We start from the raw sequence: 12961 nt of genomic DNA on the forward strand, positions 1-12961 counted from the left end.
TGGGACGACGGTACGACCCGGATCCGACGGGGACGCGGATTGAGAGCCGTTGCGGCGTCGTGTCGCCGGAGAGTTCACCTGTCGGCAACACAGCCGCCCACCAGACGTCCGCACGACCGCCTTGACGTCGCCGACGGCATACGGCCGAGGACCTCCGTGGGGCGGCCCGGCGAGGCAGCCGCGCGGCGGTTCGTGCCGGACAGGTCAGCGGTCGAGGGCGAGGTCGTCGAGGTCGTGCTGCCGGATCCGGGTCTCGCCGTCCTCACGCTGGTACGCGGAGGCACCGCTCTCGTGCGTGACGTAGACGTCGTCGCCGATGACGTTGATGCCCTCGGCGTAGTACGGCACCTCCGCGACGTCGCGGGTGTCGCCACTGTGCGACCGGGTCGGCCCCCTTGCGGTAGATGGCCACGGCGTTCCCCCTCCGACGTCCGGGCTCAGGACCGCGCGGCCGGCGACCCGGGCCCGCTCGAGCGACCGCGAACGCGACCGCGACCGGAGGGCCGTGGACACGCCGGAACGGGCGACGTGTCGCCCATGCCCGTCACCGGCCTCGCGGGCGGGTGCGCATGGCGGCCATGACGCCGATGACGGCGGCGAAGAGGCCGAGCAGGACGATGACGACCACTCCCCCGGCGCTCGTCGGCGTCTCGCCGGTCAGCGCGCGGCGCAGGGCGAAGACCATCACGAGCGTCACGGCTGCGCACACGGCCACCAGCAGCCAGCGGCCGAAGCGCGCGACGCGGGAGTCGTTGCCGAAGGCGCTGCCCACGTTCGCGCCGGACTCGACCGCGGCCGCGAGCGGGTCGACACCGGGGTTGCGCTCGCGCCAGGCGCGGCGGGCGGTGCCCATCCGGACCACCATCGCGCCGATGAGCACGAAGACGATGCCGACGCCGAGGCGGGCACCGCGCGCCTGGTCGCCGCCGAACAGGCCGAAGGCCAGCCCGAACACCCCGATCGCGCCGAGGGCGGAGCCGAGCACGATGGTCGTGCGGATCCCGACCGGACCGAAGGGCTGCGCAGGGTCGTCGAGCCACGCGTACGGCGGCGGGTCGCCCACCCGGCCGCCGGGCGTCGGCGGGGTCGGCGCACTCATGCAGGGGCTCCCGGCAGGAGCTGCTCGAGCTCGCTCGCGAGCCCGGTCGTCACCGGGCGCGGCTCGCCGTCGGCCGAGTCGGACACGGTCCAGCCTGCCCCGTCGGGGCGGAAGTAGCGGGTGCCGACGCTGCCCTCGAGGGTGCGCGTCTCGATCGCGAAGCGAGCCGACGAAGCACCGCCACGAAGCTGCTCGACGGCGCGGGCCAGCACCTCGGCGGGCCGGTCGACGGCGTCGGTGAGCCCGACGAACCACGTGCCGAGGCTGCGCGGCTGCAACAGGGCGATGATGTCGCCGTCCTCGAGCACGACCATGAGGTCGCCCTGCTCGCCGTCCCGGACGCTGATGCCGCTCCAGCGCTTGGCGCGGGCGAAGACCGTCTCGAGCACGGCCGCCTCGCCGCGGCTGACGGCGCGGTCGCCGTCGGGCTCGGCCAGACCGCGAGCGAGCAGCGACGCCACACCGGCAGCGCCGACGAGCTCGTCGGTCGGCGCTGCGTCGAAGCCGAGCGAGGCCACCGTCATGCGGCTGCTCGCGGTCGAGTGCCGCCCGAGCAGGTAGCGGATCTCGGCCCAGCCGAAGCCGTAGACGTCGTCGGGCAGCGGCACGCGGGCGAGCTCTGAACCGGCCAGCGGGTCAGTGGCTGTGGACATTGGTGTGCTCCTTCATCGGTCCCTGTGGCACGGCACCCATCTTGTCGTGCCGCCTCTCGTCGTGCTCGGCCAGCCCCGCGGTGACCGGTGTCGGCCCGTGTCGTCGAGCCTCGTCACGGGCCGCCACCTGGTCCCGGGCGCGGTGCCGGTCAGAAGATGCTCGTCACCGAGTCCCAGGCGTCGGAGGCCGCGTCGCCGATGTCGCCCGCGACGTCCGCGACGCCCTCGCCGACGGCGTTGACGGCGTCGTGCACGGCCGGGATGTTCTGGTAGGCCGCGACACCGAGACCGGCCACGCCGCACGCGATGTTGATGGGCGGCGGCGCGAACACGGCGCCGGCCGCGAGCCCCGTGCTGAGGCCGTTGGTGATGATGCCCTCGGTGTCACCCTCGGCGATGGAGACGCCGAGCTGGGCGGCACTGAGGCCGATGCCCACCGGCCCGAGCACACCGAACTTGCCGACGGCGTTGCCCGCCGCGCTGCCCTCGGCGAAGAGTCCGGAGAGGCCCTTCATGTCCCAGGCGTCCGCGAAGAGGTTCGCTCCGGCGGCGAAGCGTGACGCCCCCGGGAAGACGTCGAGCATGCTGTCACCGACGCGCATCATCTCGGTGATGTTGGACAGGTAGCGGCCGCTCATGAGGGCGCCCTGCGACCGGGAGAAGACCGAGCCGAAGGCGGCCGTCTGGGCGAGCAGGCTCGGCATGCCGAAGATCGTCATGGCGTTCGCGATGCCGTCGAGGGGCGAGGTGCCGCCGTCGCCCGACCCCGACCCGCCGGGGCCGGTCGGCGATCCGGGCCCGAACGGCAGGCCCGATCCGGGTGCCCCCATCGGGCCGACACCGCCGGACCCCTGACCGCTCGTCGTGTCCTGGGCGCCGGCGTTGCGGCGCAGCGCCTCGGCCAGCGTGCCGAGGTCGGTGCCGAACTGGGTCAGCTGGGCCTCGATCGGGGGCCAGCGGTTCATCAGGTGGTCGAGGTCGCCGCCGCCCCACTGCCCCTTGAGGGCGTGGACGGCGCGGCTGGCTTCACCCTTGACCGTCTCGCACTCGCGCGCGTGGCCCGTGATCCGCTCGGCCGACGCACGCAGCGCCACCGGGTCGGCGCCCTTCTTGTAGATCGCCATGCTCCGCTGCTCCCCTGACGTCTCGTGTGGCTCCGGTGTGCTCGCCACCCCGGCCGTATGCCGTGTGCCACCGGCGAGTCTTCCAGCCGGCTCCCCGAAACCTACGGGGCGGGGGCGAAGGCGGACAATGGGGAGCACTCCCCACCCCCTGCCCCCCTGCGGTCGGTCAGCTGCCGAACCGACGGTGCCGGCCGGCATACGCCCGCAGCGCGCGCAGGAAGTCGACGTGGCGGAAGTCGGGCCAGTACGCCTCGCAGAAGTAGAACTCGGACGTGGCGCTCTGCCAGAGCAGGAAGCCGCCGAGGCGCTGCTCGCCGGACGTGCGGATGACGAGGTCGGGGTCGGGCTGGCCCTTGGTGTAGAGGTGCCCGGCGATGTCGTCGGCGGTAAGGCCTGCGGCGATCTGCTCGATGGACTCTCCGGCGGCCGCACGCTCGAGGAGCAGGTCGCGCACCGCGTCGGCGATCTCGCGGCGGCCGCCGTAGCCGACGGCGACGTTGACCGTCATGCCGTCGACGTCCTTGGTGCGCCGCGCCGAGTCGCTGAGGCTGTCGGCGGTCTCGCGCGGCAGCAGGTCGCGGGCCCCGACGATCTTCAGGTGCCAGTTGCCGGTGTCGGCGAGGTCGGCCACGGCCGTCTCGATGATCTTGAGGAGCGGGGCCAGCTCCTCCTGCGGCCGACGCAGGTTGTCGGTCGAGAGCAGCCAGAGGGTGACGTACTCGACGCCCGCCTCGCGGCACCACTCGAGCAGCTCCTCGATCTTGTCGGCGCCGGCCTGGTGGCCGCTGGCCGTGCCGGCGCCGCGGGCGCGGGCCCAGCGCCGGTTGCCGTCGAGCATGACCGCCACGTGGCGAGGGAGGGACTCCTTGGGAAGATCCTTGAGGACCCGGCGTTCGTACGCGCCGTAGACCACATCGCGCCACCCCACAGGGGCCTCCTCGTCGCCTCGATCGTCCTCGCCCTCGGTCGCAGCCCGCGTGGGCCGCGGTCCCACCGTACCCTCCGGGATCGACGCGATCTCAGCGGTCGGGCGGCAGCCGTCGACGGGTCCTGTGAGGCGTGTGTGGAGGTTGTGTGACGTCGGGTGGCTTGGTGAACATCCGCCAACCTACGCACCCGTAACCTACGGTTCCGTAGGTTACACTCGGCCCATGAGCACCACGACCGAGCAGCCCCGCGACGAGTCCCCCAACGGGCCTGTCGCCGACCTCGTCGCCATCGTCAAGCCACGCCTGCGCGGCTGGCTGCACCTCGGCATGTTCCCCGTCGCCCTGCTCGGCGGGCTCGTGCTCGTCCTGCTGTCCGACCCCGGCGCCGTGCGCACCGCCTCGATCGTCTTCACGACCAGCGCCGCCCTGCTCTTCGGGGTGTCGGCCGTCTACCACCGTGGCACGTGGGGGCCGAGGATGGCGGGCCTGCTCAAGCGCTTCGACCACTCGAACATCTACCTCATCATCGCCGGCACCTACACGCCCTTCGCGGTGACGCTGCTGTCGGCCGACCAGGCGCGGCTGCTCCTCACCGTCATCTGGGGCGCGGCGATCGGCGGCGTGCTCTTCCGCATCTTCTGGGTCAGCGCACCGCGCTGGCTCTACACGGCGCTCTACATCGCGCTCGGCTGGACCGCGGTGTTCTACGTCGTGCCGTTCTGGCGCGAGGGCGGACCCCTCATCGGCACGCTCATCGGGCTCGGCGGGCTGCTCTACACCGCCGGCGGCATCGTCTACGGCACCAAGCGCCCGAACCCGTGGCCCAAGTGGTTCGGCTTCCACGAGGTGTTCCACGCCTTCACGCTCGGCGGCTTCGCGACTCACTTCGCGGCCGTCGCCCTCGCCGTGATCGGCTACCAGGCCGCCACCTGACGAGCACCCCCTCACTGATCGAGAGAACGCTCCGTCACGCGCATCGCGTGACGGAGCGTTCTCTCGATCAGGGCGTTTCAGTCGTTGCGGGGAACCGGACGGTCGTCCGGCCCGTCGACCGGCGCATCGCCCGCCGTGCCACCCGCCGTGCCGCCCTCGAGCGGCGCGTCCCGTGTAGGGTCCGGCTCGGGCCCCTCCGCCGTGCCCTCGGTCTCGGCCCGGGCCGCCGCCTCGTCGCGGTCGCGGTAGGCCATCCGGCGCAGCCGGCTGTTCATGTTGCGCACGAGCAGCCACAGCGAGATCGCGAGCACGAAGAACGCGATGAAGCCCCAGATGCCGGGGCCGACCGGGAGGTTGCCGCCGCTGCCCATCAGACGTCCGCCTTGTCGTCGTCGTGGTCGTCGTCGTGGTCGTCGGTGTGCGTGTCCGAGCTGTCGCCGTGCCGGTGCCGAGCCTCCTCGGCACCCTCCTCGGGCTCTGGCTCCTCGGTGACCCGCCCGTCGTGGACGAGCTCGAGATCACCGCGGGTGGCGAGGGCGTCGGCCTCGGCCGGCGTGCCGAGGCCGGCGAAGAGGTCGTCCTCGCCCTCGGCCACCGGCACGTACGACAGCGCCGCCTCGAACTCCTCGACCCCCCAGACCCGCTTCTGGATCTCGAGCGGCACCTGGAACCAGAAGCCGTCGGGGTCGACCTGGGTCGCGTGGGCCATGAGCGCACGGTCACGCGTCTCGAAGAAGTCACCGCACGCGATCGTCGTCGTGGGGCGCCCCGAACGGCGCGGCTTCCAGTTGGCCAGCCACTCGGCATACGGGCTCTCGAGACCCTCGGCGAGCATCGCCTCGTGGATCGCCTCGAGGCGCGGCTTGGACCAGCCGCCGTTGTAGTAGATCTTGAGCGGCTGCCACGGCTCGCCCGCGTGCGGGTAGCGGCTCGGGTCACCGGCCGCCTCGAAGGCCGCCATCGACACCGTGTGGCACATGATGTGGTCGGGGTGCGGGTAGCCACCCTTCTCGTCGTACGTCGTCATGACGTGCGGGCGCCACGCACGGATGACCCGCACCAGCGCCTCGGTCGTCACGTCGATGTCCTCCAGCCCGAAGCAGCCGTCGGGCAGCGGCGGCAGGGGGTCGCCCTCCGGCAGGCCGGAGTCGACGAAGCCGAGCCAGGTGTGCTCGCAGCCGAGCACCTCCTGCGCCGCCTTCATCTCGTCGCGGCGCACCTGGGCGATGTCGCGCAGGATGTGTGGGTCGTCCTTGAGCTTCTCGTTGAGGATGTCGCCGCGCTCGCCGCCCGTGCACGAGACGACCATGACGGACGCGCCGGCCGCGACGTACTTGGCCGTCGTCGCCGCGCCCTTGCTCGACTCGTCGTCGGGGTGCGCGTGCACCGCCATCAACCGCATGCCCTCGGCCACGTGGCTCCCTGTTCGTCGATCGTCGGTGGGATGGGCGCAGACGGCTCGTGGCCGCTCTGCGCTCGGGCCCGCGCGTCGTGCCCTGCCGGCATACGAGAGACTGGACCCGCCTGTCATCCTCTCACTCCCACCCGCGGCCACCGACGCCCGGGCTCCGACCGCCAGGACTTCGTATGCCGTCCCGCAAGACCCTGCCCCGCCCCGCCCCCGGCCAGCTCAAGTGGTGGGTCATCGGCGCGGTCGGCATCCTCGCCGGCGTCGCGCTCGCCATCTGGTTCGGGCTCTCGGCCACGCTCGGACAGCCGAGCTGGCAGACGCTCGGCTACAAGGTCCTCAGCGACCAGCAGGTGCGCGTCGACTTCGAGGTCTACCGCCCGGGCGGCACCGCCCTGACCTGCACGGTCGAGGCGCTGGCCCGCGACTTCTCGCCCGTCGGCACGAGCAAGGTCCGGGTGCCCGCGAGCGCCGACGAGACCACGCGGATGTCGGCGACGCTGCGCACCACCTCGCGAGCCGTCACCGGGCAGGTCAAGACCTGCTCCTGACCGACGCCGGCCGTCCACCCAGTGGCCACGAACGTGTCGTGAACTGCGCTTTTGCCGTTCGCTTTGTTATCCTTGTTGCTTCATCCAAGGGTCCGGACCCGTCGCCGACCGGCACGTCGAGTCGGTGACACCACGGTTCGGTCCCTTTTATTTTTGTGAGGCGCCCACGCGAGCACCGCGTGGGCGCTCTTCAATCGAGGAGTGACAACAGTGACCGACACTGCCGCTGGCTTCCTGACCCAGGAGGCCTATGACCGCCTCAAGGCGGAGCTCGACCAGCTGACGGGCGAAGGTCGCATCGAGATCGCCCGCAAGATCGAAGAGGCCCGCGAGGAGGGCGACCTCAAGGAGAACGGCGGCTACCACGCCGCCCGCGAGGAGCAGGGCAAGATGGAGGCCCGCATCCGCCAGCTCACCGAGCTGCTCCACAACGCGACGATCGGCGAGACGCCCCCCGACGACGGCGTCGTCGAGCCCGGCATGCTCGTGACGGTCGAGATCTTCGGCGACGAGGAGACGTTCCTGCTCGGCAATCGCGAGATCGCCGACGGCTCCGACCTGCAGGTGTTCTCCGAGAAGTCCGCCATGGGCGCCGCCATCAACGGCAAGAGCGTCGGCGACAGCACGAGCTACGAGGCCCCCAACGGCAAGACGATCGACGTCAAGATCGTCGCGGCCAAGCCCTACACCGGCTGAGCCGAGCCCCAGACCGCCTCGAACGGGGCCGGGTTCCCACGGGAGCCCGGCCCCGTTCTGGCGTCCGAGCCCGGTCCGGCTCAGTGACGCCGGTCTGTCCCGCTGACGGGGCAGCGCTGCGGCGCGGCTGAGCGAGGGCGGCGTCGCTGAGCGAGGCCGGCGTCAGCGCAGGATCTGGGCGGCGACGGCGCGGGCGACGTCGGGGGCGTCGGTCGCGAGCAGGCCGGCCGCGAAGAGCAGGTATGCCGTGTCGACCGTCGCGCTCGCCGCGCGGGGCACCTTCCAGCCGCCCGCGTGGTCGGCGAGCACCGCGCCGAGCACGCGCTGACGCCCGGCCTCGTCGGTGTGGCGCAGCACGCCGCCGGAGCCGACCAGGGCGGTGACGTTCGCGAGCGGTCGCGGCGCCTCGGTGGGCTGCGCGGGGCGGGCGTGCCGGCGCACGGCCACGAGCGCCGCGAGCCGGGCCAGCTCGAGATCGAGGTCGCGCTCGACGTCGTCGGCGGGGAGCGAGCCGGGCTGCTCGTGGACGCGGGCGGCATACGCCCTCAGCGCGTCGGCGTCACGGACCCCCTCGAGCAGGTGCTCGGCGGCCGCGGCCTCGACGACGTGCTGGGCGTTCCACCGCATGCCGAGGTCGCCCTCGACGGTGCGCGCGTGCCAGAGGGGCGCGACGACGTCCTTGCGCAGCCCGGCGTCCTCGCCCTCGGGAGTCAGGCACGAGTAGACGTCGGTGGTCGCGCCCCCGATGTCGACGACGAGCACGTCTCCGCCACCGGCGACGGAGGCGAGCACCTCGACCCCGCGCAGCACGGCGTCGGGCGTGGCGGCCTCCACCATCGCCGCGAACGCCGGATCGCGCGAGAGACCCTTGCCGCCGATGACGTGGTGCAGGAACGCCTCACGGATCGCTGCGCGCGCCGACTCGGGCGCGATGACGCCGATCTGCGGCAGCACGTTGTCGGCCAGGACCGTCGGCCGGTCGGTCGTCGCGAGCACGCCGGCCGCCTCGTCGCGTGCCTCGACGTTGCCGGCGACGACGACGGGCACCGCGTGCGCTCCGTGCCCGCCGACCGCCCCCTTGGCGAGGCGCGCGGCGTTGTGCAGCAGCACGTTGCTGTTGCCGCCGTCGGTGCCGCCGACGAGCAGGATCATGTCGGGGCGCGAGGCGCGCACACCCGCGACGTCGGCGGTGGTCAGCTCACCGGCCGCGACGTGCACGACCTTCGCACCGGCCGAGAGCCCGACCCGGTGACCCGCCTGGGCGGTGACGGTGCGCTCGTAGCCGACGACGGCGAGCCGAAGGCCTCCCCCGGCGCTCGAGCAGGCCCGCACGACCGCGTCGCCGCGCACGCCCAGGCGCTCCCGCAGGTCGCGGTAGCCGTCGAGGATGTCGCCGCGGCGCTGGGTCCCGGTCGTCGGTGTCGACGCGGTGCCCAGCACCGTGCCGTCGTCGGCGAGCAGGGCGCCCTTGGTGAACGTCGACCCGAAGTCGACAGCGAGGATCGTCATGCGTGAGGAGGGAGCCGGCGCCGGATCAGCCGTGGATGTCGAGCGCCTCGCGCAGGTCGGCGATGAGGTCGTCGACGTCCTCGATGCCGACCGAGAGGCGGATGAGGTCGCCCGGCACCTCGAGCTCCGTGCCCGCGACGCTGGCGTGCGTCATGCGCCCCGGGTGCTCGATGAGCGACTCGACACCGCCGAGCGACTCGCCCAGCGTCCAGAGGCTCACGGCGGCGCACGTCTTGACGGCGGCGTCCTCGCCGCGCTTCATGCGGAAGCTGACCATGCCGCCGAACCGCTTCATCTGCCGCGCCGCAACGTCGTGGTTGCGGTGCCCGGGCAGCCCCGGGTAGAGCACCTGCGAGACGCCGTCGTGCCCCTCGAGGAACTCGACGACCTTCTCGGCGTTGTCGCTGTGACGGTCCATGCGGACACCGAGCGTCTTGAGACCGCGCAGCGTGAGCCATGAGTCGAACGGGCCGGCGACGCCGCCGATGCTGTTCTGGTGGAAGGCGATCCGCTCCTCGGCGTCCTCGAGGCCGGGCACCGTGATGCTCTTCGCGGTGACGACCGCACCGCCGACGACGTCGCTGTGGCCGCCGGAGTACTTCGTCGTCGAGTGCGTGACGATGTCGGCGCCGAGGGCGAGCGGGCTCTGCAGGTAGGCGGTCGCGAACGTGTTGTCGACGACGAGGATCGCGCCGGCCGCGTGGGCGATCTCGGCGATGGCCGCGATGTCGGCGATGCCGAGGAGCGGGTTGGTCGGCGTCTCGACCCAGACCATCTTCGTCTGCCCGGGCCGGATCGCGGCCCGCACGGACTCGAGGTCGCCCATGTCGGCGATGGAGTGCTCGATGCCCTGGGGCCCCGCGACCTTGTTGAAGTAGCGGTAGGTGCCGCCGTACGCGTCGTTGGGCACGACGACGTGGTCGCCGGGCACGAGCAGGGCCCGTGCGACGGTGTCCTGCCCGGCGAGGCCCGACGCGAAGGCGAAGCCGCGGCTGCCGCCCTCCAGGGCCGCGATGCACTCCTCGAGCGCCGTGCGGGTGGGGTTGGCCGACCGGCTGTACTCGTAGCCGTTGCGGAACCCGCCGATGCCGTCCTGCTTGTAGGTCGACACCTGGTAGATCGGGGTGACCACCGCACCGGTCAGCGGGTCGGCCTCCTGGCCGGCGTGGATGGCGCGCGTGGAGAAGCCGTGCTCGTCAGACATGGTGACGAGCCTATGCCCACGGCTCGGTCTGCGATGCTGCGGGCGTGGGCGACGACTTCGACTACGCCAACCACGGGGTGCGCCCCCGCGGGCCGGTGCTCTCGGCCCTCTCGGCGGCGTTCCCCGGCATCCGCACCGTGCAGGAGCAGGTGGAGCCGTATGCCGCCTGGTGGCGTGCGCACAACCGCGCGGCTGCGCGGGCGGCCGGCCCGCTCTGGGTGGCACTCGGCGACTCCATGACGCTCGGCATCGGGGCCGGGGCGCCCGACCGTGGGTGGGTGGGGCAGCTGAGCCGGCGCTTCGAGGATCGCGGCTGGCAGCACCGGCTCGTCAACCTCGGCGTCAACGGGGCCCGCGTCGAGGACGTCCTCGAGCGACAGCTGCCAGCGCTGGCCGCCCTGACCGTCGACCGGCCGGCAGCCCTCGTCACGGTGGTCGCCGGGTCCAACGACGTGGTGCTGCGCCGCCACCGTCGGCTGCTCTTCGACCGGTTCGCCGCGCTGCTCGACCGGTTGCCCGACGGCGCCGTGGTGTCGAACCTGCCCAACCCGCACCGCGAGGCACGTGCCGTCGACCGGCTGCTCCGCGAGCGCGCCGAGGCCGGCCGGGTCGTCCTCGTCGACATGCGGCGCGAGGGGCCGCGGTCCTGGTGGGGGCGTCTGGCCTCGGACCGCTTCCACCCCAACGAGGCCGGCTACGCCGACATGGCGACGGTCGTCGAGCGCTCCGTGGACCGGGCCGGGCTGCTCGGTCTGTGAAGTGTGGTGAGGCGCTCGGGCCGTGAGCCTGCGAGGCCTCAGGCGACGCCGTGGTCGCGGGCCCAGAGGGCGGCGGACGTGCGGTCGCCGACACCGATCTGGCGGAAGACGTTGCCGAGGTGCACCTTGACGGTGCGCTCGCTGATGCCGAGGCTGCGGGCGATCTGCTTGTTGGCCAGGCCCTGCGCCACCTGGGCGAGCACCTCGCGCTCGCGGCCGCTGAGGGCGGGCCCGCCGGCCGCGTGCTGGCTCGTGGACGGCAGCAGCGCCCTCGTGACGCGGGGGTCGAGGGGGGCGTGGCCGGCGGAGGCGGCTCGTACCGCGTCGAGGACGTCGCGCGGCTCGCTGTCCTTGAGCAGGTAGCCCACGGCTCCTGCCTCGAGTGCCGCCCGCACCCGCTCGGCCTCGGCGAAGGAGGTCAGCACGACGACCGGCGCAGGGATGCCTGCTGCCTTGAGCCGTCGGATGGCCTCGACGCCGTCGACACCGGGCATGGAGAGGTCCATCAGGACCACGTCGGGCTCGACCGCCCTGACGACCCCGAGGGCCTCGGCGCCGTCGGCCGCCTCGCCGACCACGTCGAGGTCGTCGCTGGCGTCGATGATGGTGCGCAGGCCGGCGCGGACGAGCCGGTGGTCATCGACGACGACGACGGTGGTCATCGAACCTCCTCCATGGGTAGGGCGAGCTGCCACGTCGTGCCTCTGCCGCGGAACGAGCTCACACGGAGCACCGCCCCGACCTCGGTGGCGAGGTCGGCGAGTACTCGTATTCCGAAGTGTCCCTCAAGTCGCGGCAGAATGTCGGGATCGAAGCCGATCCCGTTGTCCTCCACCGTGAGCATGACCGGGTGGGCCGGGTCCTCGTCGTTCGGGCCGAGCCTGATGGAGACGTGGCAGGCGTCCGCGTGGCGCACGACGTTGCGCAGGCACTCCCGTGCCACGCGGTGGGTCAGCTGCTGGGCGACCTCGGTGAGGCGGGCCGCCGCCGGCTCGTCCACGTCGACGTGGACCTCGACCCCGCGACCTGACAGCGGTCGGGCGAGGTCGGCCAGCGTCGTGGACAGCCCGGCGTCGGCGAGGCGCTCGGGGTAGATGTCGACGAGGAGGGAGCGCAGGCTCGCGACGCTGGCCCGGAGGGTGCCGGCGGCCTCGCTGATCGTGGCCGCGAGGCCCGTGTGTCCCGCCGCGCGTTCGGCCTCGGCGGCGCCGCTGACGGCGAGGGAGCTCGCCACGAGGTCCTGCACCGGTCCGTCGTGCAGGTCGGCGGCGATGCGGCGGCGTTCTCGCGCGGAGGCGTCGACGGCGCGGCGCAGCAAGGACTCTCGGTGGTGCTGGGCGGCCTCGAGGCGCTCCAGCAACCGCCACATGACGGGAAGCATCAGCACGAGCAGCAGCATCAGGCTCGTGGCGAGCACGCCGGCGAGTCCCCGCCAGAGGTCGAAGGCCCGCTCCTGGACCGGCTGGTAGTCGCCGTAGACCTCGAAGAGCAGCTCTGTGCCGTTGGGCGCCCACACGGGCTGGTAGACCTCGAGCAGCTTGCCGTCGCCTCGTTCGAACTCGTTCTCCGAGCGGTCGAGGTCGGTGGCCTCGGCCTGGGTGCGGGGGTGGGCCAGGGTGTTCTGCTGCTCCTCGTCGAGCTCGAAGCGCTTGCCGACGAGGCTCGCCTCGTCGGAGTAGACGATCGTGCCGTCGGTGGTCCAGAGCTTGACGCGCTTGATGCCGTTCGGCCGAACTCGTTCCTTGACCACGGTGTCGAGTGACTGGAAGGCCGCTTTGTCGCCCTTGAGCAGACCGTCCTCGAGGGTCGGCTGGATGACGGCGAGCGCCAGCAGGTTGGTGCGGTGCGCCACGTCGTTGAGCACCTGCCGCTCGGCGAGACGGCTCGCCGCGAACGAGGTCCCGACCACCACGAGGCCGAACACCGCGAGGGCGGCGAGCGAGAGCTGCACCAGCATCCGCCGGCGGCTCGGGAGCGGCGGGACCCGAGGCGGGGCGACGCCGTCGGCGAGCGTCCACCAGAGGGGGAGGTTCTGGTGGGTTCGCTCGCCGACGGCTTGCGGCGCGATCGGTGGTGGGGGATCCACCGGTCGGAGCG

The 12961-nt window shown here is 72.6% G+C and carries 15 protein-coding genes; 4 read left to right on the forward strand and 11 right to left on the reverse strand.

Annotation, left to right across the window (positions count from 1 at the left end):
* Positions 1-204: 204 nt before the first annotated feature.
* The 5 genes from ACYVNR_RS00250 to ACYVNR_RS00270 all read right to left on the reverse strand — a co-directional run bounded on the left by ACYVNR_RS00250 (position 205) and on the right by ACYVNR_RS00270 (position 3804).
* Entirely contained in the window at positions 205-348 is a 144-nt protein-coding gene (locus ACYVNR_RS00250) for a hypothetical protein (RefSeq protein ID WP_461045709.1), read from the reverse strand.
* A gap of 196 nt (positions 349-544) precedes the next feature.
* Positions 545-1099 carry a hypothetical protein gene (locus ACYVNR_RS00255; protein ID WP_461045711.1) on the reverse strand — a complete coding sequence of 185 codons (555 nt, stop codon included), beginning with the start codon at positions 1097-1099 and terminating at the stop codon, positions 545-547.
* Entirely contained in the window at positions 1096-1752 is a 657-nt protein-coding gene (locus ACYVNR_RS00260) for a hypothetical protein (protein WP_045187620.1), read from the reverse strand. Before ACYVNR_RS00260 ends, ACYVNR_RS00255 begins: the two co-directional genes overlap by 4 nt.
* A gap of 149 nt (positions 1753-1901) precedes the next feature.
* Positions 1902-2876: a hypothetical protein gene (locus ACYVNR_RS00265; RefSeq protein WP_461045713.1), complete on the reverse strand. Its 975-nt coding sequence runs from the start codon at positions 2874-2876 to the stop codon at positions 1902-1904.
* 166 nt (positions 2877-3042) lie between these two features.
* Complete coding sequence (locus ACYVNR_RS00270; protein WP_045187623.1) at positions 3043-3804, reverse strand: isoprenyl transferase; 762 nt, start codon at positions 3802-3804, stop codon at positions 3043-3045.
* 223 nt (positions 3805-4027) lie between these two features.
* Between ACYVNR_RS00270 and trhA the strand changes: the two genes are divergently transcribed.
* Complete coding sequence (gene trhA / locus ACYVNR_RS00275) at positions 4028-4738, forward strand: PAQR family membrane homeostasis protein TrhA (RefSeq protein WP_045187625.1); 711 nt, start codon at positions 4028-4030, stop codon at positions 4736-4738.
* A 77-nt stretch (positions 4739-4815) separates the two neighbouring features.
* On the opposite strand, the gene ACYVNR_RS00280 is transcribed toward trhA, so the two are convergent.
* Entirely contained in the window at positions 4816-5109 is a 294-nt protein-coding gene (locus tag ACYVNR_RS00280; RefSeq protein WP_045187627.1) for a hypothetical protein, read from the reverse strand.
* A complete protein-coding gene (gene mca / locus ACYVNR_RS00285; protein WP_461045716.1) occupies positions 5109-6152 on the reverse strand; it encodes a mycothiol conjugate amidase Mca in 1044 nt (347 codons plus the stop codon). The genes ACYVNR_RS00280 and mca overlap by 1 nt, the downstream gene beginning before the upstream one ends.
* A gap of 173 nt (positions 6153-6325) precedes the next feature.
* On the opposite strand from mca, the gene ACYVNR_RS00290 reads away from it, so the two are divergent.
* Positions 6326-6697 (forward strand): DUF4307 domain-containing protein, encoded by a 372-nt coding sequence (locus ACYVNR_RS00290; RefSeq protein WP_461045718.1) that lies wholly within the window; start codon positions 6326-6328, stop codon positions 6695-6697.
* 210 nt (positions 6698-6907) lie between these two features.
* Positions 6908-7393 carry a transcription elongation factor GreA gene (gene greA, locus ACYVNR_RS00295; RefSeq protein WP_045187631.1) on the forward strand — a complete coding sequence of 162 codons (486 nt, stop codon included), beginning with the start codon at positions 6908-6910 and terminating at the stop codon, positions 7391-7393.
* 162 nt (positions 7394-7555) lie between these two features.
* Here the strand turns inward: greA and ACYVNR_RS00300 are convergent, their stop codons facing one another.
* Positions 7556-8902, reverse strand: a complete 1347-nt coding sequence (locus ACYVNR_RS00300) for a glutamate mutase L (protein WP_458802308.1) — start codon at positions 8900-8902, stop codon at positions 7556-7558.
* A gap of 25 nt (positions 8903-8927) precedes the next feature.
* Positions 8928-10106 carry a cystathionine gamma-synthase gene (locus tag ACYVNR_RS00305; RefSeq protein WP_045187636.1) on the reverse strand — a complete coding sequence of 393 codons (1179 nt, stop codon included), beginning with the start codon at positions 10104-10106 and terminating at the stop codon, positions 8928-8930.
* 44 nt (positions 10107-10150) lie between these two features.
* Here ACYVNR_RS00305 and ACYVNR_RS00310 point away from each other — a divergent pair, with 44 nt between their 5' ends.
* Positions 10151-10864, forward strand: a complete 714-nt coding sequence (locus ACYVNR_RS00310) for an SGNH/GDSL hydrolase family protein (protein ID WP_052677062.1) — start codon at positions 10151-10153, stop codon at positions 10862-10864.
* A 38-nt stretch (positions 10865-10902) separates the two neighbouring features.
* Here the strand turns inward: ACYVNR_RS00310 and ACYVNR_RS00315 are convergent, their stop codons facing one another.
* Positions 10903-11526, reverse strand: coding sequence for a response regulator (locus ACYVNR_RS00315; protein WP_045187638.1), 624 nt, complete (start codon positions 11524-11526; stop codon positions 10903-10905).
* Positions 11523-12950, reverse strand: a complete 1428-nt coding sequence (locus tag ACYVNR_RS00320) for a sensor histidine kinase (protein WP_461045721.1) — start codon at positions 12948-12950, stop codon at positions 11523-11525. The genes ACYVNR_RS00315 and ACYVNR_RS00320 overlap by 4 nt, the downstream gene beginning before the upstream one ends.
* Positions 12951-12961 lie beyond the last annotated feature (11 nt).

The sequence above is a fragment of the Terrabacter koreensis genome (genome assembly GCF_054783315.1).